Annotated in this window: 9 protein-coding genes; 3 read left to right on the top strand and 6 right to left on the bottom strand. The window is 70.9% G+C overall.

The window, feature by feature from the left end; translation table 11 throughout:
* Positions 1 to 38: 38 nt before the first annotated feature.
* From CIB93_RS00475 to pglX, 5 genes are all read right to left on the bottom strand, one after another.
* Positions 39 to 2162 carry a DEAD/DEAH box helicase gene (locus tag CIB93_RS00475; protein ID WP_096622845.1) on the bottom strand — a complete coding sequence of 708 codons (2124 nt, stop codon included), beginning with the start codon at positions 2160 to 2162 and terminating at the stop codon, positions 39 to 41.
* Positions 2159 to 3490 (bottom strand): BREX system ATP-binding protein BrxD, encoded by a 1332-nt coding sequence (gene brxD / locus CIB93_RS00470; RefSeq protein WP_096622843.1) that lies wholly within the window; start codon positions 3488 to 3490, stop codon positions 2159 to 2161. Before brxD ends, CIB93_RS00475 begins: the two co-directional genes overlap by 4 nt.
* The gene (gene pglZ / locus CIB93_RS00465) at positions 3487 to 6306 is read right to left on the bottom strand and encodes a BREX-2 system phosphatase PglZ (RefSeq protein WP_096622841.1); all 2820 of its coding nucleotides are present in this window, start codon (positions 6304 to 6306) and stop codon (positions 3487 to 3489) included. The genes brxD and pglZ overlap by 4 nt, the downstream gene beginning before the upstream one ends.
* Positions 6306 to 10283, bottom strand: coding sequence for a PglY protein (locus CIB93_RS00460; protein WP_096622839.1), 3978 nt, complete (start codon positions 10281 to 10283; stop codon positions 6306 to 6308). The genes pglZ and CIB93_RS00460 overlap by 1 nt, the downstream gene beginning before the upstream one ends.
* A 325-nt stretch (positions 10284 to 10608) precedes the next feature.
* Positions 10609 to 14376, bottom strand: coding sequence for a BREX-2 system adenine-specific DNA-methyltransferase PglX (pglX, locus tag CIB93_RS00455; RefSeq protein WP_096622837.1), 3768 nt, complete (start codon positions 14374 to 14376; stop codon positions 10609 to 10611).
* A gap of 163 nt (positions 14377 to 14539) precedes the next feature.
* On the opposite strand from pglX, the gene CIB93_RS00450 reads away from it, so the two are divergent.
* The 3 genes from CIB93_RS00450 to CIB93_RS00440 are packed head-to-tail and all read left to right on the top strand — an operon-like array spanning position 14540 to position 17897.
* Positions 14540 to 15049: a hypothetical protein gene (locus CIB93_RS00450; RefSeq protein ID WP_143659966.1), complete on the top strand. Its 510-nt coding sequence runs from the start codon at positions 14540 to 14542 to the stop codon at positions 15047 to 15049.
* Positions 15046 to 16446 carry a KGGVGR-motif variant AAA ATPase gene (locus CIB93_RS00445; protein ID WP_096622833.1) on the top strand — a complete coding sequence of 467 codons (1401 nt, stop codon included), beginning with the start codon at positions 15046 to 15048 and terminating at the stop codon, positions 16444 to 16446. The genes CIB93_RS00450 and CIB93_RS00445 overlap by 4 nt, the downstream gene beginning before the upstream one ends.
* The gene (locus CIB93_RS00440; RefSeq protein WP_096622831.1) at positions 16443 to 17897 is read left to right on the top strand and encodes a hypothetical protein; all 1455 of its coding nucleotides are present in this window, start codon (positions 16443 to 16445) and stop codon (positions 17895 to 17897) included. The genes CIB93_RS00445 and CIB93_RS00440 overlap by 4 nt, the downstream gene beginning before the upstream one ends.
* 46 nt (positions 17898 to 17943) lie before the next feature.
* On the opposite strand, the gene pglW is transcribed toward CIB93_RS00440, so the two are convergent.
* Positions 17944 to 22386: a BREX system serine/threonine kinase PglW gene (gene pglW, locus CIB93_RS00435; protein ID WP_096622829.1), complete on the bottom strand. Its 4443-nt coding sequence runs from the start codon at positions 22384 to 22386 to the stop codon at positions 17944 to 17946.
* Positions 22387 to 22423: the final 37 nt, after the last annotated feature.

The following is a 22423-nucleotide window of genomic DNA, read 5'->3' as shown; positions in this document are numbered from 1 at the left end:
TCGAGTGATCGTGGCCGTAGCGCGTCCTGAGGGTTGCCCTACACACCCTTCGTGATGAAACGTACCGGCTCGGCGAGAATGGCAGCAGCGGAGTCCAAGTCGGCCAGCCGAGCGGACAGCGTTGCCTCCGCCAGCCTCGGCGGTAGCGCGTCACCGAATTTCAATCCCCGCACCGCCCGCTCATCAACGGCGGGAAGGCAAAGCCGCTCCGGAGCGTCGCTCACGGCCTCCTTCCATGACACGGGGGTGAGGTCCTCCCGAAGCCGGATCCAGTGGTCGTTGATCCTCTGGGCGGGCACCGCGACGCCTTCCAGAGTCGCGGCCAGCGTCGCGTTCGCACGGTGGCCCGCCCAGGTCCACCAGCGCGCCTGCCCTGATGTGTCGCACACGACCAGAGTGCCTCCCGGATGGACCCTCTCCAGGAAGTGTTCACGGGCCTCCACTACTGCCGAGGTGGCGCGCCGCGTCAGGGTGACCGGAGGATCGGCGCCAAGCAGTACCTCACGCACGGCACGGGTAACTTCGAAGGATGCCCCTTGGCCGAACCCAGTGCCGCTCCACTTCGCCTTGCCGCCGCCGTCGACCGGCTCGACGAAGCAGCGTTTGCGGTGCCAGTCGATGTAGGTGACCTGCCAGCTGCGCCCGGCCAGGAGAAGCCTGCGGGGGCCGGCGACCCGCTCGGTGAGCAGGGCGGGGTCGGTGCGGCCGATCTCAGTGCGGCCTTGGAGGACGGTGAACTGCGGGGGTGCGGTGAAGACGGCGGTGAGGTTCATGAAGTGGCGCTGTCCGAAGCGCCGTTCGGCTTCGGGGCCGATGAACAGCATGCCGCCGTCCTGGTCCAGGTACCCCTCCTCTACCAGATGCCGGACGATCGGCTCGGCGGACCCTCCGAATGGTCCCAGGCCGTTCCACCACTCCTGCCAGAGCCGGTCTCCGACCCGGTGTTCCTGGAGGCAGAGGGCGAGCAACTGCTGGGCGACGATGTGCCGGGGCTCGGGCGGCGCGATCACGGGTTCCACCCAGCCTCGCGACCACTGGAGCAGGAGTCCGGCAGCACTCAGCAGACCGCCTTGGTCGAGTGTGAGGAAGAGGCAGTTGCGTGTCGTTCCGGGGCGGCGCCCTGTACGTCCCAGGCGCTGCAGGAACGAGGCGACGGAGGTGGGTGCGTCGATTTGAATGACACGGTCCAGATCGCCCACGTCGATGCCTAGTTCGAGTGTGCTCGTGGAGATGATGACGCAGTCACGCGCTTCGGCAAACGCGGTCTCCGCGCGTCTGCGTTCGTCGAGGGAGAGGGAGGCGTGCGAGAGGAACGTGGTCACGCCCTTGGCCCGCAGCTTGGCGCCCAGTTCCTCGACCAGGCGCCGCGACTCGCAGAAGATGAGCCGCTTCTCGCCACGGTGGAGGACGCTGATGACGGTCGCCGCGTTGTCGAGCGAGCCGACGTAGTCGAGCTGGATGTCACCTGGTGGTAGGGAAGCCGACGTCGGCTGAGTCTCGGCCAGGTGGGGCGCGATCACGCGGCCCGGGCGCCGCCCTGCTCCCGATCCCTGGAGCCAGGTGAGCAGGGCTTCGGGGTTGCCGACGGTCGCGGAGAGGCCGACGCGTTGCAGGGAGCGGCCCACGACGCGCTGCAGTCGCTCCAGTACGGCGAGCAGGTGCCAGCCGCGGTCGTCGCCGGCGAAGGCGTGGACCTCGTCGACGACCACGGCCCGCAGGCCGGAGAAGAAGGATGCGTGGTCAACGTTGACGCTGACCAGCATCGCTTCCAGCGACTCGGGGGTGGTGAGCAGCACGTCGGGCCGGGAGGCGAGGATGCGCCGCCGGGCGCCGGCCGGGGTGTCGCCGTGCCACAGGGCCGCGGTCCGGCCGAGCCAGGCGGTGTAGGTCTCCACGCGCGGCAGCAGGTTGTTCAGCAGCGCCTTGAGGGGGCACACGTACAGCACCGATGTGCCGGACCAGCCCTGGGCGTGCATCCGGGACAGCAGGGGGAAGCAGGCGGCTTCGGTCTTGCCGCCGGCCGTCGGGGCCAGGAGGAGGGCGTCGTCTCCTGCCGTCAGCGGCGCGACGGCGGCCTTCTGGAGCGGGCGCAGGTCCTTCCAGCCCAAGGCGTTGACGATGTGGTGGACCAGCGCCGGTTCCAGGCCGTCGGCGGCGGTCACGGCAGGTCCAGCTCGATGTCGTCCGCCCGGTCGGCGGCGGCGTTACGTTCGGTGTCCGTCAACTCGCCGCCCGAGATGGTGAGCTGGTAGTGCTTGCGCGGGTCGAAGTCCTCGAACTCGTCGACACGGTCGAGGACGTCGGCGACGAGCTTGCGCAGGAAGACGCGCGGGGCGATGCCGACGTTGCCGCCCAACCCTCCGGTGATGGCGGTGGCGAGTTCGCCGACGTAGGCGTCGTCGACCCGGGCGGTGACACGCTCGGGATGGCGGGCCGCGCCCCGGTAGAGGTCCCGCGCTTTCCGGCCGAGTTCCCCCAGGCGCGGGAGGTCGAAGCCGGGCAGGCGGAGCTGGACGGCGCGGGGAGAGTCGAAGCGCGCATCTGTGGTGAAGTCAGTGGCGAGCCGCTGGGCCAGGGGCGGGAGCCGCTGGACGCCCTGCTGGCCGTCGTAGAACGCCGGGGTCCCGGTGATGACGAGGAAGAGGCCGGGGAAGCGGCCGGCGTCGATCTCGTCGAGGAGCTGGCGCAGTGCGTTGAGGCCCTTCTCCCGGACATCGCCGCGGACGCGTTGCAGGGTCTCCGTCTCGTCGAGTACGAGGAGCAGCCCCGGGTGGCCGCAGTCGCGCAGCACGGTCAGCAGACCTTGGAGGAAGCCGAGCGCGGCGAAGTGGTCCAGGTCTCCACGCACTCCGGCGGCCCGGCGGGCGGAGGCGGCAACAGACTTCTGGCCGCCGAGCCAGGCGATCAGGGCTTCCGACGTGGCGCCGTCCCCGGCGGTGACGGCACGGCGGTAGCCGCGCAGGGCGGAGGCGAACGCGGGTGTGGTGCGGGCGACGTCGGCGAGCCGGCGTTCCATCAGCGTGTCCACGGCGTCGGCGAGGGCTTCCTCGTCGTCCTCGTCGATCTCCGAGCCGTCGAGGACCTCCTCCTCGAGGGTGTAGAACCACGAGTCAACAACCGCGCGCAGCGCGCTGGGCTGGTGTGTGGCGGTGGCCAGGCGCTCGGTGAGCCGGCGGTAGACCGTCTCCAGCCGGTGCAGCGGTGTCTCAGTCTCGGAGATCTGCACTTCCGCGGTGGCGAGTCCGGCACGTTTGGCCCGCTCGGCCAGCCAGCGGGCGAAGAAGGTCTTGCCGGAGCCGTAGTCGCCGCGGACGGCGTGGAAGGCGGCACCGCCGCGGGTGACGGTGGCCAGATCGTCGTCCAGGGCGGCTGCGAACCGGTCCAGTCCGACCGCGAACAGGTCGAGGCCGGACTGCGGAACCGTGCCTCGCCGCAGGGCGTCGATGACCTCGCGGCGGCGGACCGCGCTCACGGAAGCGGGGTCGGTCACGCCTTCTCCTCCTCCCGCTGTCCGTCTTCGGCGTCGTCCGTCTCCGGCGCGCTCTCCTTCGGCAGGAACTGCTCGCGCAGGAGCGGCACGTCGAGCTTGACCGCGTGTCCGCCGTCGATGAACCCGAGGACGGGATACCCCTCGACGTTCAGCAGCCGCTGCACCGTGGCGACGAAGCCCTCGATGTTGCGGCGGACCCGCCCGGTCGCGGAGATAGCCGCGGCGAGAGCGGCCGGGGACATCGTCCCGCCCGCCGAGACGAGTGCGTCGATAACCGCGGCCACCACCTTCGCCTCGGGCGCTTTGCGGACGTACTCCTTCTGGGCCGCGTACACCTCGCTGCTCACCACCGTGCTGCCCAGCGACTCGGCCACCGGCGGTCCGGCTTCCGACCGGGCGGCCGGCCGCGCGTCGGTGGTCGGCGCGCTTTCGGAGGGTGCCGTGGGTCGGGCGGGCGAGGGCACCGCCGGCTGATCAGCGGGCACGTCGGCGGACTCCGGAACGTCACCGATCTGCGTCCGCCACCAGCTCGGCGTGGACAGCTCGCGCGGCAGCGGCACCCAGTCCCTCGGGGCTTCCTCACCGGCCGGCAGCAGGACGAGCACCGGGACGGTGACTTCGGCCAGGGAGGCTCCGCCGTGGTACCCGGCGCGCCGCCCGGTGTAGCGGATGTCCTCGCGCCAGGGCAGGACCACTGCTCCCCCGCCCTCTCGCACCCTCGGGCCGTGGACGGCGATCTCGCCTTCCCCCACCACGTCCCCGGTGCGCCAGCGGGCGGACTCCGCGCCGTCTGCGGCGGCCGTCGGGCCGTCGGTGCGGCTGCCGCGCTCCAGGACGTGTCCGTGGTCGGCGACGAGGATGACCGGGCGGCCGTAGCTGCGGGCGGCGGCGAGCAGTTCCCGCAGGTGCGTGACGTCAGCCAGGGACCAGGTGGTGCCACGGCCGTGCCGGCCGTTGTCGAGTGCCTCGTCGATGGTGTTGAGGACTACGCCCACCACGGCGTCGGAGGCGAGGGCGGTCATGAGTTCGTGCGAGAGCGCGTGGCCCGCTTCGCCGCCGATGGCGGCCTTGTGGAAGAGGGCTGCCGCCTTGCGCCGCCGCTTCCAGAAGGCGGTGAAGCCGCTCGTCTCGGCCGACTGGCCGCCCTCGGCTGCCTCGCCCACCAGCAGGGAGGCACGGCTGACGCGAGTGATCGAGGGCAGCATGGAGACGGCGGCGAGCCGTGCCGGGGTCTCGCCTGCCTCCGGGCGGGGCACGATCTCGCGCCAGCCGTCGCGTTCCGCCTCCTCCCCGAGCTGGGCGGCGACCGCGCTGCTCATGCCGTCGAGGACGAGGAGGAGCGGAGCGGCCTGACCGGTCAGCGGGCGTACGACGGTGTCCAGCACGTTCTCGACGACGAGGCAGCCGTCGGGGTGCTGGGCGGTGGCGTGCGCTGCCCAGGCGGCGAGCCTCCGGGCGAACTCCTGATCGAGGCGCTGCCTGCGCTCACGTGCCTGCTCGTAGAGGGCTCGCAGGTCCCGGCCGGTCTCCACATCACCGTCGGGGTCGCCCGCCCACAGCACGGTGAGCGCTCGGTCCACCCAACCCCAGTCGGAGACGTGGGCCCGTACGGCGGCGGCCACGCCGGTGACGGCGGGCTCGGGGCCGTTGAGCCGGCGCGCCACCCGTACGGCCGCCTCGGCGGCCTGGACCTGGTCGGGGCGGAGGCCGGCCAGGGCGTGACCGAGCAGGTCGGCCAGCGCGGCCACACCAGCGGACGGGGAACGGCGGGCTTCCGCGACGGTCCGGCGCAGTTGCGCGGTGAAGCTGGAGGGGAGGAAGCGGCTCGCGATGAGGCCGAGGGTGAGGCCCGCCCTGTCAGCCAGCTCGTCGGCCCGGGCCAGTACGGCGTCGACGCGCTGGCGGGCGTCCTGGCTGGTGCGGGCGTCGGCGATCCAGCGGGTGAGGATCCCCTCCACGGCGTCGGTGAACACAGCGAGTTCCGACCGCCGGGGCATGACCTGCCCGAACAGCCCGCCGAGGGCAAGCACGGTGTCGGGCTGGGCTGCCGGATCCCGCAGTGCGGCGCCGAGCAGTCCGAGGGGCAGGGCGTCGTGGCCGAGTCCAGCCTCGGCGAGGGACAGCAGGACGGGGACCGCCGGCCCGGCGACCTCCGCGAGCCACTTTTTCAGTTCGGCGCGCTCGGTGGCGCCCAGTTCGGCGAACCGCCGGGGTCCGGCGGGTGTGCGCGACCAGGCGAGCAGCGTGTCGGCATCGAGGGTGACCTGCCCGTCTTCGCCGGAGGAGCCGTGCACCGCGCGCAGGCCGAGCCGTTCGGCGCTGAGGACGCGCAGGGCCGCGTCCCGGGTCAGTACTCCACCGACGCGCGGCCAGCCGCCTTCGGCCGGCTCCGCTTCGACCAGGGCTTCCAGGAGCCACCGTTCGCGGTACATGCGCGGGTCGAGGGCGGTGGCGCCGAAGCGCTGGAGGACGACCTCGGCGTTCTCGACGGTGAGGGTCTTGCGCCGTACAGCCCTGCCGCGCACGTCCCAGCCGAGCTGCTCGTCGTCGACGCCCGTCGTCACGACGAGCACGTCGGAGGAAGCGGCTGCGCTCCGGTGCTCGCGCAGGGCGGCGACCACGCCGAGGACGGAGGCTTCGTCCCGCACGTGGACGCGCCGCGCCTCGCCGTCCAGGGTGACGGTGAACCGGGGCGGGGCGCCGGACGCGTACTGGCCGTGGACGAGCACGAGGCTGCGCTCGCCCAGGTCCTTGGCGTTCGCGGCAAGCAGGGCCTCGACGGTACGACGGCCCACCCGGGGCAGGACCGGGGCCATCAGCAGGCGTTCCCGTCGCCCGGTTCCGCCCCGGTCTCGGCGGAACCGTCGGGACCGGACCCGGTGTCGGTGACCGGCTGCCAGGAGACCTGGATGCGGGTGCCGGGGTGGGCAGCGAGGTAGGCGCGAATCTCGGCGTCGAGCTCGGCGACCGTGGTGGCCAGCGACACCTCCAGCCGGGTGGGCTCGATGAGGTGGACGGCACGCTGGCGACCGGCCTGTCCCGGGACGTTAGTCTGCGCGCCGCCCTGGCCGCGGGGTACGTCGTCCGGCGTGGAGGGCTGGTCCAGCGCGGGCGTCGAGGGGACGGAGGGCTTGCCGTGGTCGGTGAGGCTGACGTCCTCGGCGGTCGGCTCCGGAGTGACCGGCGCGGGCGGAGTGGCTGGCTGGGCGGGCTGCGCTGCCTGGGCAAGGCGGGTGGCCTCGCGCAGCAGCGCCATCACGGTATCCGGGAGCCGGTCCAGCACAGGCACCAGCGAGACGGCCTGCTCGTGGTCGCGGGCGGTCCGGTGCACGTCGTCCAGGAACCGGGCCGCCCGCTCACCGACGCTGTCCTCGCGTCCGACGAGGTCACGGCGGACGGTGTCCATCAACGACCAGTCGGTGCCGCGTAGCGCGGCGGCCACTTCCGGGGCGTGCCGCAGGGCGCCCGCGATCTCCTCGTCGGTCACGTCGTACGCAGCAGCGGCCAGCTCCCGCACGCACGCGGCTGGTTCGGTGGTACGCAGCAGCCGGGCGACGAGGTCGGCGGCGGCCTTGGTGGACTTCAGGCGGGGGGCGTCGACGCCGCCGGGCCCGGTCAGCCCGAGGTGGGCGGCGTGCTGTGTCAGGAGGGTGCGCACTTCGCCGAGGGCCACGCGATGTTCCTCCGCAACCGCGCGCACGCCTTCGGCGAGCCGGGCAACGTTGCGGGCGAACAGGACCCGCGAGACGGTCCTGCCGAAGATCGTCCCGGCGCGGCCGAGCGCGGTGTGGAACTCATCCTCGGTGGGCAGTTCCACAGCCCTCAGGCCATACCCGGGGCCGATCCGCTCCAGATCCGGTGCCTTGGGCAGCGGCGAGGTCTGGTACACCCAGGTGCGGTCGTCGAGCAGGGCGTACGTGGCGATGATCAGGTTGCTGACGTGGCGGTCGAGGCCGGTGTAACCGAGGTCCTCGATCCACCGGCGGATGTCGTCAACGGACAGTTCCGGGCCGGCGTCGGGGGTCTCCGCAGCCTTCTTGTTGATGCGCAGGCGCCAGTCGGTGGTCACGTTCAGCGGCCCGTCGTGGACCTCACCGAGCTGGAGGGCGTGCACGATCCGGCGGACGACGGGGAGGTGCTGGCTGTCGACCACAACGCGCCGAGAGCCGTCCTCCATCGCCCTCGTGATCCACTCGAGCGTGGTCTTCAGCTCGCGGGTGGTGACGGCCTTGCGGGTGAGCCGCGGGTCGAAGTCGGGGTGCTTGGGATGGCGGGCGCTGAGGAGCCCGTCGGCGAGCAGGAGGAGGTTCTCCTCGAAGCCGACTGCTGGTTCGGGCCGGGTGCGAGTGAAGCCCGGCTGGAGCGAGATTAGGTGGTGGCTCTCGGGCACCTCGGCGCCCGCGGTGCCGGGCTCGGCCCTGTTGATGCCGTAGAGCTGGAGCAGCGCGTCGGTGAGCTGACTGGTCAGGCTGTCGCGGGACGCCTTGAGCTGGTTGCGGATCTGGACGCGCTCCTCGGCGGGGCGGGTCGCGGTGTGGTCGTCGAGCCGGTCGCGCTCCAGCAGGTAGTTGATCTTGAGGAGGCGGCCGAGGCTGCGGGCCTTCTGCTCGGACAGGAAATGCGGCAGCCAAACGATCGTCGGTGCCGTCCTCCCGGCGCGCTTCATCCGCTCCACCCGCTGCACGTCGTCCATCGGCGAGCGGCCGTGGTCGTCGAAGGGGTAGTCGAAGACGAAGCGGATGTTGCCCTCGGTCTGTGGCGTGAACTCGGCGTCGGGAAGGTGCGGGTCGCGGACGTTGCCGAAGACGAACTCGACCGTGCGCTTGGTGCCGCGCCAGACGACCGTCCGCTCGCACACGAACGCCTGGGCGTCGGGGATGCCCAGGGCCGCCCACAGCTGGTCCTTGATCCACTGGCGGCGGTAGCCGTCCTGGTCGGCGACGCCCTGCACCTCTTCCAGCAGCGGCTCGACGTCCAGGTCGGACAGGTGCAGGTGGAAGACGGGGTCGGCGGGGTCGCCCTCGCTGCGCAGCTCGCCGTCGAAGCCCTCGGCCTGGAGCTCCTGCAGGCGCTTGACGGCGACGGCCCCCGCGTCCCCCACCCGGGTCCTGATGGTGCCGTGGTTCAGCGCGGCAAGCCGGCCGCCCGTGAGCCGGGTCAGGGCGGGCACGTTGGGCGCGAGGGAGGCCAGCAGCAGCGTCTTGACCAGGCGCTCGTCGGTCTGGAAGCGCTTGTCGTCCGCCGAGCCGTACTTCGTCAGCAGCTGCTCGCGGACCCGGGCGTGGAAGCGGTGCGCGATCTCCGACTCCTTGCGAAGCTTCGCGGTGAACGCCTCACCGGTCCGTTCAGCGATCACATCCCACAGGTCGCCGATCGGAACGAGCTGGCCGAGCCGCAGGTCGTCGCGGTGCCGCCGCAGCAGCTCCTGCACCAGCTTGAGACCGGTCCGCTCGCGCTGCAGCGCGCCGGACAGATCGACCAGTACGTTGAGCAGCGCCGGGGAGAGCGGATACAGGGTGCGAAAGTCGTCCCAGCTCGCCTCGGTGCGCCCCTGCGCGTCGAGCAGCACCTGCCGCACCTCGTCCCGCGACGACTCCACGAGCTTGAACGCGTCGTCGCGCGCCTGCTCCATACCCGGACGGGGCGCGAGCACGCGATGCTTGATGATCTCGACGAGATTGCTGTCCTCCAGCTCCACGACATCGATCCGGCCCGCGAGGTAGTCGACCTGCTGCTCCAGGTTCTGCACGTCGGCGCCTGCCACGTCGGAGCCGATGAGCTGGGACAGGTCGCGCTGGCGGGAGATGAAGGAGACGATCGGCACGGGCCGGCCGCTGTCGGCGGACTCGATCAGCTTGACCAGTCGCTGCACCTGGTCCCGGACGAAGTCCTGGTCTCCCATGTGCGCCTGGAGCCAGAGGATCAGCTCGTCGAGGAAGAGGACGACGCCGTCGTAACCGAGCGACTGGGCGTGGCGGGAGATGACCTTGAGGCCGTTCTCCAAGGGGATGAAGGACTGCGCGTCACCACGAGCGGCCTGCGTGTACGCGGCCATAGGCCCGGTCAACAGCGCCGACACCAGCCGCTCCCGCTCCTCGCTGCCGGGCGGCGCCGCGAAGGCCCGGTCCAGCTCGGCGGTGCTCCAGCCGCCCGTACCGGGCAGGTCGGCTCCCCCGTCGATGCCCGGCAGGTCGTCCTCGTCGTCCTCGGCCCCGCCGCCGGGGATGGCCGCCGCACCGGCTCCGAGCCACTGCCGAAACTTGTCGTCATCGCCGAGGAACTTCCGCTGCCTGTCCGCGTCGGCGAGCAGCGCGTCCGACCGGTAGACGGCGGGGGTCGCCGCCTCCGGGTGCAGCTCCCGCACGGTGTGGACGTACCCGCCGAGCAGCGCCGAGTCGAGATCGGTCGATCCGACCAGGTGGTACGGGATCATCAGGAACCGGCTGCCGCCCAGCCAGTCCCGGTGCTCGCCGACGACCTCCTTCAGCCCCCGCTTGTCCAGGGCGCCCTCGTGGCCGTTGAGCACGGCGTGCAGCACGGTGAGGAAGTGGCTCTTACCGGCGCCGAACGAGCCGTGCAGGTAGGCGGCGTGCGAGTCCCCCGTACGAACGGCCTTGGCGACGATGCCGAGCGCCTTGCGGAACGCCTTCTGCAACTGCTCGGTGACGACGTACTCCGCCACCCGCTCGTCGGCCTCGTGGAAGCCCTGGGAGAGATCGACCTTGAAATCGCCCGCGTGGACGTCCTCCTTGATGTCGATGACATCGCGGAGAAACAGCTCTGTGGTCGACATCAGGCGATCATTCCCTCACTGTGCTGGCGGCCGGCCCGGACAGCGCCCCCCTCAGGCGTTGGCGCGACGTCCATCTTGCCAGGTGAGTCCGACAGCGGGAGTGGAGATCGCCACCGCTTCGGGGGCAGGGCAGCACAGTGGGTGACCGTCCGCAGACGGATCGCCGGGCGCGCTCACGTGCGGTGTCCGGCGCGGGTGCCCGCCGGGAGATCCAGCTCCGCCCACACGGTGCGTTCCTTCACCGCGCAAGCCTCCGGCATCGCCCGCTGAGTCGCCGGTCGGCAGCTCGGAGGAGAGCACAGCGGCTCTCCGCTCTTGCCCTGTGCTACGCGTCGCCCAGCTCCGTCTGTTCGGTCGTCTGCCGGCGCTGTACGGCCTTCCGCCCACGCGTCTTCCGTACCGGACGCCAGTCCTTCATCTGCGCCTCGCTCACGCCATGCGTGCGCAGCAGTTTCTGGTACTCCGCTTCCAGGTCTTCGGCTGGCGAGTTCTCCCACTCGTCGTCCTCAGCGCTGTGCCACTGGTGCACCCAGGGCATGATCTCGCGCAGTCCGGCCAGCAGGGGGACGAGCCGGTCGGCGCCCCAGGCGTCGCTCTTGACACGCTTGTCGATCAGGTCTGTGAGAGCCAGCGCCTGGTCCTTGTGGTCCCAGCCAGCCCAGCCGAGCATCAGCGTGGAGTCGCTATCCGGGCCCGCCTCTGGGTAGGAGATGAACCGCTCCTTGGGGACGTCGAGCTTGCCGCGATGGGTCCAGTAGGACTGCTTGAGGAAGTCGGATGACTTGTACTTGGTCGGCGGGTCGATGTCGAGCCGCATGCCCGTATGGTCCTCCTCGCGCTGCTTCTCCCAAACCTTCTCCCACTCTCGGCGGGTGCGCAGGCCGGAGTCCTTGTAGCGCATCGCGGCGAGGTAGGGCACGTGCTCATCAGCGATGATCTCGTTGAGGATCTGCGCGAGGGGGAGGTCCGGCTTCTTCAGGTGGTCGGCGGCGTAGAGCGCGGCGACGGACGTGAAGTCGGGGTCGGAACCGAGCCGGTCGGCAAGGTTGTTGACGGTCAGCGTCCGGGGGTAGCGCATACCCTCACGCACCTCGAACCACAGGTCCTCGTCCTCGCAACGGTCCAGCAGCCAGTCCCGCAGCGCAGCGCGTTCCTTCTTCTCCCAGGAGTCGGTAGCCCAGCGGCGCTTGCACTCCGGGCGCTCGATGAGGGCGATGTCCTTGCGGCTGGTGATCAGGTCGATACGGGCCTGGACGATCTCGCGGTACCAGTCAGGCCAGTGGGCCGGAATCTCAATGACGGGCGTCGAGCCATGGCGCGTGAACCAGGCGGTCTCCACCTCCCCGGCCTCGACCTTCCGTGCGAGGACGATCTCGAAGGCGCGCTCGCCGAGCCTGACCTCGGGGATGGTCTCGGGGTCGGGTTCGGGGGTTACGGTCCGGGCGACCTCGCGGTCAGTGAGCAGCCCGTAGAGACCGTAGACCTGCCAGTCCAGCTCTTCTTGCAGAGCGATCATGCGTCGGCGAACGCGATCGTAGCTAGCCCTAGCTTCATCGAGCGCATGCCGCTGCGGTACACCGCCCTCGGCGCACATGGCCGACGGCTCAAACGTAGCAATCTTCTGAGCCAGCGCGTCGAGAATGCGCCCCCGGTGAAGCGGAAGCTTTTCCGGTAGGGGGAACTCTTGCAGCTTGGTACCGGTAAACTCGTAACGGTCGATCCATGCCTCAGGCGTCCACCTATTACCACCGCCGCTCGAATTATCAGTCCCCCCCTTTGCCTGACTCATCTGCTTAAGCCAAAAACAGGCCGTCGAAGAGTTTAGGATCCCCAACAGCTCCAGGTGGTCGTTCTCCCCGGCCCCATCGGGCAGCTTGATCACGGGCGCGGACTGCTTGAAGAGCTTTTTACCGCGCTCAAGAACGAAGTGGTTATGAGTTGCAACGAACGCGAAAGAAATAGAGAACTGGCCACTCAGGCGGTATGCATAGTTTTCCAGATGCTCGTACCAGGCCCTCCCGGCCTCTTCCATCACCCTCCCAAACAGACGCCGATTTCTAAGGATTGCCCTGCTTGGCCAAAGCGCACGCGTCGGCAACCAGGTATGAGCGGGCACTACATCACTGTGAGACGCTCCGCAATACGGGTCGCGGATGACCAGCCCCCCGTGGATTGAGAAATCACGAACCGCCTCGCCGGTAACAAAGCGCTGAACCAGTCTTCCTTCACGCAGCCTCTCGGCCGTCCGCTGATCAGGCAGGGTCCAGGCTTCGTCATCTCCCGGGTTCGTCGTCCGACCAATTGACGAGACACGGCTACCCAACCTTATGGACGAGAAAGAATTGAGTGCGGACAAGAGGGGCGCGCTGCCAGCGCCGGAGAGCGACCAGGGATGCTCCGCGAACCCTGAGGCACCCGCGTCCTCAACTGAAACCCACTCCGACTCGCTTCCTGGCTTGTTCGCCTGAGCGACAATTGCCTGCCAGACAGCGCCCCGTGTCGCATCCTCCGGTTGCCCCGGCTCCCCCCGAACCCCCAGCACCGCCCGCACCGTCCGCTCCGGACTGGGAACCCGGTTGCGCCCCACCAGAATCACCGTCGGCGTGCCGTGCCCCGGAATGAAGGCCCCCGAGGTGTCGATGACATGCGACAGCTCGACCCGGTTCCGGAAGACGACCTCGATCAGCTTCTTGCCGAACTCCCGCTTCATGAACGAGTTCGCGGTGATCTGCCCCACGAACCCGCCCCCGCCCAGCCGCCCGCCGGGCCCCTTCACCGCAAGCTCGAACATGCGCTGGGCGAACGGCACCGACAGGGCGTATGTTCCCGCACACGCGTCGTACGCCGCCCGGTAGTTCTCGTTCTCCTGCTTGTCCTTTACCGTGATGTACGGCGGATTCCCCACCACCACGTGATACGACCCCCGCCCCAGCAAGTCCACCCGCTTCGCGTACTCCCACACGTCCTCCGTGGCGTACGCGTGCGTCTCCCCCTCCTCGCGCCCCACGACCGCCTCCGCGAACAGCGTGTCCAGGTCGGTCTGGATGCCCGCCGCGTCCCGGCCGTGCAGCAGGGAGTCACCCACGGCCACGTTGATGGGGAACGGCGGCGCGTCCGCCAGCCTCCGCGTGCCCGCCGCGCTCATCGCGGCGACCAGGAGACGGAAGCGGGCGATGCTCGCGGCGAAGGGGTTCTTGTCGCAGCCGTGGACGGACTCCAGCACACGGCGGACCAGCGTCCAGTCGTCCGTGCCGGGTTCCGCCTGGCGCCACTTGTCCAGCAGGCGGTGGAAGATGCCGAGCAGGAAGTGGCCGGAGCCGCACGCCGGGTCGATGGTGCGCAGGCCGCGGCGCTCCCGGTCGTCGGGGCCAGTCCACACGGGGTTGAGGCCGAAGCCCTGCCCGTCGTCGGCGACCGCCGGTTCCAGGGTCAGGTCGAGGATGAACTCCTCGACGAACTCGGGGGTTTGCAGCAGCGCGTACGTCTTGCGGGCATGCTCGCTCAGGTCCTGGTAGAGGTCACCGAGGAAGCGGGTGTCCCACTCGGGGTCGGTGAAGTCGTAGCGGATCTCGCCGTCCGCGCCCCAGCGGCGCCAGAACATCAGCAGTTCCGTCGCCATCTCGTAGCCGGGGGTCAGTCCCCACAGCGGATTGTGCCGCTCGTCGAAGAGGCCGGCGGCCGTCTCGTTGGTGCTCGCCAGGTGGCGGAACGCCTCGATGAGCCAGTCGCGGTTGTTGTGGTGAGGGTAGGTGCGGAAGTGCGCCTCGTGCCGGGCCTCCGCCTCGGCGAGGCGCTCGCCGGGGCCGGCGAGGTACGGCTCGTCGATCAGGCCGTTGTCCTCGCAGAAGCGGACGAAGACACAGCCCAGCACCCATGCCACTGCGGCCTGTGTGACACGCTCGTCGCGCCAGGCCGGGTAGGACAGGGCGGTACGCCGGGCCTCCTTCGCCTCGCGCCACTCACGGTCCAGGCGGGTGCGGAACTCCTCCTCGGACTCGCTGCGCGACCGCAGATCGTTCTCCAGGTCGACGACCAGCTTCTTCAGGTCCTTGAGCAGGCCCGCCTTGTCCGTGCCTGTAGTCGTCACCGTCACTCTTCGCTTCCTTCTCCCTGCACCGCGTCAGCGCCCCACCGCGTCCTGAGCGGACCGGACCTCCCATCCTGCCGCACCCGCGCCCCCGGACCGCGGCCCAGGGGAGTCGCAATCCGGGAAAGGCCCGCGCGGCCCTCCTGATCGACTCGTTAAAGTGATCGTCGTGACGGCCTCGACACCCTCCGCGACCCAGCCGCCCGCGTTCGCGACGGCGAGCAGGAACCACTATCGCGCGGCCACTCTGGCCGCGGAGAGGGACCTGCGGATATCCGCCGACCATCTGGCCGGACTGGCGGCGGAGTGCGCCGTCAAGGCCATTTTGATCGACTTCCTCGGGTCCCGTCTCGACGTGTGGAACAAGCCGGAGCATCCGGAGGTGAAGTACCTGGACCGCTCCCGCAAGAAGCCGCAGTGGACGAACAAGCACGGGCATCTGCCGGAACTCTGGGAGCATCTCACCGCCGTCGCTCACCGCCGCCGGGGAGGCGGGTCGGGCGCGTTGTTCACCCAGCTCATCTGGAACAACCCGTTCGCCGGCTGGGACGTCGGAGACCGCTACTGCGACGGCACCGCGATCACCGACGCCGTCATCGACCGGCACCTGAAGGCCGCGTACGACCTCATCGCCGCCCATGAGCAGGCAAGCATCCTGGGGACGAGGACACGCGCATGAGCCCTTCCCCCGTGCGGTTCGACACCGCCTGGCAGGCCGCCCTCGACCACGCACAGCAGGCTGCGGCCCGGTTGGGCATGGACGTCGTCGTCACCCGTGACGTGCTCGGCCGGGCCTGTCTGCTCCTCGACGACCGGCAGAGCCCGCTCGCGCACGACGACCCGGCCGTGGTGGCGCTCCGCGACGCGTTCGCCGCCGCCACCCGGCCCTTCACCGGGCTCGAACCGATCCTCTTCGCCGACAAACTGTTCGCGCCCGAGCTGTACTTCAGCGCCGACGACCGCGTGCCGGTCAGCCCCCGGCAGGGCGCTGGCACGGGTAGCGTGCACGTCCTGGAGCGGACCATCATCGGCACCGACTGGGCCCGCAGTGTTCCGGCCCCGTCCGACGGCGCCGCTGGGCGCCGGGACCGGCGGGTGGCGCTGTACGGCTTCAAGGGTGGGGTGGGGCGCACCACCGCCACCGCCCTCCTCGCCCGGCACCTGGCCGGGACCGGCCGCTGCGTGCTCGTGGTGGACCTCGACCTGGAGTCCCCGGGCGTATCCAACCTGCTGGAGGACCCCGCCGGCATCCCCCGCCACGGCATCGTGGACCACCTGATAGAGGGCGGTGTCGGCAACGCGGACGGGCTGGAGCTGGTGGCGCGCAGTACGGCGCTGCCTTTCAAGGGCAACGGGGAGGTGTGGCTGGCGCCCGCGGGCGGCTCGCCGCTGGAGGGAGAGCCGTACGACTACCTCGCCAAGCTGAACCGCATCTACAGCGATCTCGCCGGGCTCAACCCCGGTGACGGCGACCGACCGTTCGCCGCGCGGCTGGAAGAGGCGATCGCCGCCTGCGAGGACCAGATCACCGAGTTGTCGCGGCCACCGGACGTCGTCCTGCTGGACAGCAGGGCCGGCATGCACGACATCGCGGCGGTCACGCTGACCCACCTCAGCGGGCTCGCCCTGCTGTTCGCGGTGGACAACCCCTCCACCTGGGAGGGCTACCGGATGCTGTTCAGGCAGTGGCAGCAACGGCCTGCCCTGGCCCGGGAGCTGCGGGAGCGGCTGCGGATCGTGGCGGCCATGTTCCACTCCGCCGGGGACGCGAAGCGACTGCCCGCCCTCCGCGACCGCGCCCAGGAGCTGTTCGCCAAGACGCTGTACGACCAGCTCGACACGGACGAGGACGGCACGGACGAGGAGGGCGACGAGCTGTACCACCCTCCGCTGGAGGACGACAACGCGCCGCACGCCCCCATCCCCATCCTCTTCGGCAACGACCTGGTGGGGCTGGACCCCCTGCGCAGCCGGGACTGGCCCGAGCTGCCGTTCGTCGAGGCCGCGTACCGGACGTTCACGACTACGGTGGAGCGTCTGCTGCCGCCACCGCACCCCGCCCCGGAGCCCTCATGACCGCCGCCCCGACCACCGACGAGTACCGCACCCTGATTACCAGGGCCCTCGGTGTCGCGCTCGACGCGGACACGGACAACCCCGACCTGCGGCGGCTGTTCACGCCGTCCAGCCACCGCCTCGCGCTCGACCCCGACGTGACCGTGGTCCGCGGTGCGCGCGGCACCGGCAAGACGTACTGGGCGAAGGCGCTGACCGACCCCGAGCTGCGGGAGGTGGCCGCCCGGTCGTACATGATGCCGCGGCTGCGGCGGGTCAGGGTCACGACCGGGTTCACCACGGGCGGCGGCAGCGACACCCCGTACCCGAGCAAGCGCAAGATCGCCCGGCTGCTGCGCGAGGTGACCGGTCCCGACGTCTACGAATTCTTCTGGTACGCGGTCGTGATGATGGCGCTCGGTGTAGCCGAGATCGCGAGCATCCCCGACTGGGCCGACCGCATCCGGTGGGCCGCGGAGAACGAGGACGCGTACGAAGACGCCCTTCGGAAGGCTGACCGGGAGGCCCGGGATAGCGGCGAGACCCGCGTGCTGCTCTTCGACGCTCTGGACCATCTCCACGCGGATCGGACGACCGCCGACCGGCTGGTGTCGGCGCTGTTCCAGGTGGCACTGGAACTGCGGCTGACCACAGGGGCGCTGCGCGCCAAGATCTTCGTCCGCCCGGACATGTACGACAGTGCGCCCAAGAGGTTCCCCGACGCCTCCAAGCTCGGGGCGAACGCGGCCGACCTGGAGTGGAGCCGGGAGAACCTCTACGGGCTGCTCTTCCACCGGCTGGGCAACGATCCGAGCGCCGAGGCGGAGAAGTTCCGCGCCCAGTACGGCGAGTGGCGGCCGGAGGGCGAGGGGCGGTTCATCGCGCCGGTCGACGTGATCGCCGACGAGAAGTGCCAGGAGAAGGTCTTCGTCTCTCTGGCCGGCCCGTACATGGGCACCGACCGGCGCAAGGGCCACACCTTCACCTGGGTTCCGAACCACCTCCAGGACGGCAAGGGCCGGGTGAGCCCGAGGACCTGGCTGCTCGCCCTGCGCTCGGCCGCGGCCCTGACGACAGAGCGGTACGCCGGACACCCCCACCCGCTGCACTACGAGGCGATCCGGGAGAGCCTCCACGAGGCGTCGCGGGTCCGGGTGGAGGAGCTGACGGAGGACATCGCCTGGGCCGCCGCAGCCATAGAGCGGCTCGAGGGCGGGCAGGTGCCGATGGAGCCGTCGTACGTCCGCCAGTGCTGGGAGCAGGGCGGACTCGCCGAAGCCCTGCGCCGGATGCGGGAGGACGACGGCGAGAGCAGCGGTCCCCGTGACGCCGGGGACCCCTTCGCACTGATCGAGGAACTGGTGGACCTCGGCGTACTGACCGAACGAACCAGTGGCGCCCTGGACCTCCCCGACGTGTACCGGCTGGCGTTCAACATCGGGCGCAAGGGCGGGGTGCCCCGGAAGACCTGAACTATCAAGGTTGATAGATGGTCGGCCAGCGCCGTCCTGCCCACGCTCAGCCCGTGCCGACCGGCACCCGCAGCGTGTCCAGGAACTCCTGGTCCAAGTGCGCCCGTTCCCCGTCGCCGCCGATCACTTCCACCGTACGGCCGTCCAGCTTCGGCTCCTGCGCGCGTGTCTCGACCGTGCACAGCAGCCACAGGCCGTGCGGCGCGTCGGCGGGGCGGCGTGCCGCGTTCTGGAGCCGGACGAGGAAGGCGTGGCCGCCCTCGTCCCAGTAGCGGGCGACCAGGCCGGCGTCGTGTAGGAACAGCACGGTTCGCGGGGCGTCGGCGCGGGCGAGCACCACCTGCTCGACGCGCTGCCAGACCACCCGAACGAAGGACGCCAGCCCCGGCTTGATGCTGCCGGGGGTGGAGATGCTGTCGGCGCGCAGGACCTTCTGCCAGTCCTGGCCCTTCTCCGCGGCCAGGGCATGGAAGGCGGTGAGGAACACGTCCGACAGGTCGACGGCTTCGACCGGGAAGGCAGCTGCCACGGTCTCCGCCGCTCCCGCGAACGCGTTCGGCTTCACCGTGAGGGCGAGGAACCCGCCGCGCTCCGCCACGGCGGTCAGCCGCTCCCGCAGCGGGCCGTGCGGGTCCTGACGGTCGGCCCGGGTTACGGGAGTGGGCGGCTGGTAACTGGTGAGGACACCGGTGGAGCTCCACGGCCCCCGTGAGTCCGGCGCGCGGGGGAGGAACTTCTCCGCCTCGTCGTCGTACACGAGATCGAAGCGTGCCCCTTCTAGGGCGTCCAGCAGCTCCACATGGGTGGGTTCCCGGGAGCCTGAGACCAGGTTCAGGCCCGGGAAACGGGCGCGCAGCCGCGCCACCAGCTCGGCGACGGTGATCCCCCGGTCGCGGCGGACACCCGCGCCCGCCTGGGAGATGCGCACCGCCCGCTCCAGGCTCAGGTCACGCGGGTACAGCTCCAGTCGGGGCGTGGCCGCGACGCCGGGGGCCGTCGCAGCGGCCAGGGACACCAGACGGGTGTCGGCCAGCGGGGCCAGTCCGTCGGGCGCGGGCACGGACCGCAGGACACGCAGGACCTCGCCCCGGCCGGGCAGGGGGTCCTGCCGCGCCAATCGTTCGGCGGCCTGGCCAAGGAGCGCCGCGTAGTCCGCCAGCTCGCGCGGGCTGGGGTCGTCGGCGCCCGGCAGTGACTCGGCGGCAAGCAGGACGGTGTCACCGCGCCGGTGCACGGCGAAACGGGGCTCGTGCTGCCCGGCAGGGTCCTCGTCCTGGCGTTCGGCGGTCTCCGCGTCGGCGGCGGCCCGGACGACGGCCAGAGCCCTGGCAAGCGTCCTCGCAGGGGTGTCCGCCCCGGCGCCGTGGCGAGCGCGCAGTTCGGCCGCGGCCTCGTCGGCGGTCATCACCCGGCCGACAGCCTCGACGATCTCGGTCAGCTCGGTGCGGACTGGGGTCAGCCAGTCCGCCTCGGCCCACCTCTTGATCTCGTTCCGGTGGTGGCGGGATACGGAGGTCTGCTTGATGCCCAGGTGGTCGGCGATCCGGGCCTGCACGGGCCATACGCCGAGCGGGGACAGCCCGCCGTCGTCCAGGGGCAGTCCTAGGGTGAGGCGTACGACGTCGGCACGGTGGGAGCCCTTGCGGCCCGGCTCCGGGGCGAGGAGCGCGGCCATGTCGTCTATCGACGGGATGCGGGTCTCGTCGGAGCCGGGGACGGAATGCGGCGGGGCGGCGGCGTCGGGCGCCTGCCGGCGGGGGGGCACGTAAGCCGCCGTCGAGCGCAGCGCGGTGGCCCACTGCTTGCGGCGCCGGTTGAGTTCCTTGCGGACCAAGGCGCCCGCGCCGCGCGCCTTGGAGATGGCGTACGGCTGGATGTCCAGCAGCTCCCCGACCGTCGTGGCGCCCAGTCCGCCGGCGACCGACACGGCACGCGGGGACAGGCCGGCGGCATCCAGCGGCGTTGTCAGGTCGGCCGCCGCGGCGGCCCGGTCGCGGGCCTCCTCCGGGTCATCGGACGAGGTACCCACGGTGGAGGGGGTCGTGGCGGGCGCGGTTGCGTCGGCAGCGCGGAACACCTCCCGCCAGACGTCCCACATCTGCCGCAGCGTGTCGAAGCGCTGCTCGGTGTCGCGGTGCAGCGCACGCTGGAAGAAGGCGCTGAGCCCCTCGCGCAGCGCGGGCTCGAACAGCTCCGTGGCGACGTGGAGTTCAGCCGAGTCGTTGGTCAGCGGGTCGAGCTGGCCCTCGCCCCACAGCGGTCGCTCGCCGCTCGCCATCTCGTGAAGGGTGACGGCGGCTGCGTACCGCTCCGCGTGGTCGTCGTAGTGGGCGCGGCGCATCGAACCGAGGAACGGGTCGAGATAGCCGCGCGTGCCGGCCTTCACGTCCCGGTCGGAGGCGTCCGTCAGGGAGAAGTCGAACAACTTGAGCTGCCACGTGCGGTCCTTGCGGCGCTGGATACCGAAGTTGTCCGGTTTGATGTCGCGGTGGCGCACGCCCTGCGCGGCGAGCTGGTCCAGGGCGTGGAACAGGTCGTCCGCGAAGCGCTCCAGCTCGTGGTACGTGAGTCGCCCCTTGCCACGCAGCCGCTCGCCGAGCGACTGCGCGCCGGCGTACTCCAGCTCCAGGACGGTCCGCCCGCCCAGCTCCCGCAGCCCCTCGCCGCGCAGCTGGACGACGGAGCCGCCGCCGACCTTGCGCAGCGCCCGCTCCTCGGCACGCAGCCGCCCCGCCTTCTCCTCGTCGAGGGCGACCTTGAAGACGTGCTCGTCAACCTGGGTGCGACCGTCCTCATCCTCCGTGGCCCGCTCCACGAGCAGGGCGCGCGCGGTGGCTCCGGTGCCCAGGACCCGGCGTACCGTCCACTCGGCGTCGAGCGCCTGACCGGGCACCGCTTCGAGCGGGTCGACGCAGGTCGCCGCCGGTGAGTCCGGGAGGATACTGGCGCGTTCCGCCTCGTCCAGCAGGTCCAGGAACGCCTCGGCCGAGCCGAGCCGCTCGTTGACGTCGGCGCGGGTCGCCCGGAAGACCAGGTCGTCGAGGACATCGGGCAGGCCGTCGGCCACCGCGAACAGGTGCAGCCCTCCGTCACCGCGGAGCCGTTCGGCCAGGTCGCTGCGCTGAGTGGCCGGCGGGCGGCCGGTGAGGATCAGGTAGGCGACCGCGCCTAGGCCGAAGATGTCCAGGTCGGCCGGGTCCGCGTACGGCTGGTCCGACTCGGGGGCGAGATAGACCCGGGCCGCGTCCTCGATCAGGGCGGCGTCGAGGGCGGAGCCGCCGATGGAACGGAAGAACGTGGCGTTGCTGTCGAAGTCCCGCGCCGCGGTCTGCCAGTCGGTGATCCGCAGCTCCGGAGCCGTCCCGTCGGCCCGGAACGACACGTACACAGAGCGGGCCGCGAGCGCCCGGTGGTAGAGCGAGCGGTTGTGCGCGTAGCGGACCGCCTCGGCGAGTTGCCGGACCAGATCCAGGCGGATCTCGGGCGTCAGCCTGCCGCCGTAGGTGTCCAGGTACTGATCGAGGCGGAGATCGCCGTGGCGGTGGCGGAAGAGGATCGCCGGTCCGCCCTGGTGCTCGCGGTAGTCGAGCGCGTCGACGATGCCGCGGTGGGTGATGCCCTGCAGCACCTGGTACTCGCGGCGCGCAGCGCGTTCGGTGGCTCTGCGGGCCGCCTCCGTCGCCATCTGGCTCACCAGATAGATGCGGACCCGGCCCTCCTCCTGGACGAGGCCGTCGTCCCGGGTGGCCAGGCGGTCCTCCCAGGACGGTCCAGCGTCCAGCGGGTGCGGCTCCATCTTCCAGGCGTCGCCGAAGCGGAGGTGGGCCGCGGACTGACGGATCCCGATCGCCTTGAGCAGTTGCGGCAGGGTGTGCCGGGAGAACTCCGGCGTGATGCGCCGGTCGGGACGGTCCGGGGGCAGACCGAGGAAGTCCTGCCAGATCCGCTTCAGGCCGCTACCGCCGTCGTCACGCCCATAGACCTTGATCTGCTGGACCTCGTCCAGGTGGCTTTCGAGGTCGGGCGACGACAGGAACACAGCGGGCTCGACGCGGGGGACCACCCGCTCGGACAGGCCCAGTTTGCGAGCCGCCCACTGGAGCTGGCTCTTCAGCTCCTTGGACTTCAGGTCGGTCAGGTGCAGGGGGTTGTTGATGGTCCGCATGCGGTCAGGTCCCTGGAAGTTCCAAGTTGACCCGGTATTGCGCAGCTGCCCCGGATGCCCCTTGATCTCGATGAGGAAGAGCCCGGCGGGAACGGCGATCAGCAGATCGCACTCGTTGACGCGGCCGGACATCGCGGTGAAGGAGAACGTGGCCCAGGCGCGGAACGGCTCGGCCTGCGGCATGAGCCTCCGCACATGGTCCAGCGCGTCCTGTTCCCACGGGTACGGCGAGGGGCGCTCCTGGAACCACTGCCGGGCGGGGCGCGGCGGGCCCGGCTTGGGTGTGCCGGGCCTCGGTGCCGACGTGCCTGACTGAGCTGTCACCGTCCGGCCTCCCCAGGCTTTTCTCTCGGACCACGAT

This window comes from Streptomyces sp. WZ.A104, assembly GCF_002382885.1.
GTDB lineage: Bacteria > Actinomycetota > Actinomycetes > Streptomycetales > Streptomycetaceae > Streptomyces.
The sequence above is the reverse complement of the archived record's forward strand: the minus strand, read 5'-3'. Positions and strand labels throughout refer to the sequence as shown.

What these genes read in the sequence shown, in the direction of transcription:
- pglZ (WP_096622841.1), bottom strand. Translation starts at nt 6,306, where the DNA reads ATGGCCCCGGTCCTGCCCCGGGTGGGCCGTCGTACCGTCGAGGCCCTG.
- CIB93_RS00460 (WP_096622839.1), bottom strand. Translation starts at nt 10,283, where the DNA reads ATGTCGACCACAGAGCTGTTTCTCCGCGATGTCATCGACATCAAGGAG.
- CIB93_RS00445 (WP_096622833.1), top strand. Translation starts at nt 15,046, where the DNA reads ATGAGCCCTTCCCCCGTGCGGTTCGACACCGCCTGGCAGGCCGCCCTC.
- CIB93_RS00440 (WP_096622831.1), top strand. Translation starts at nt 16,443, where the DNA reads ATGACCGCCGCCCCGACCACCGACGAGTACCGCACCCTGATTACCAGG.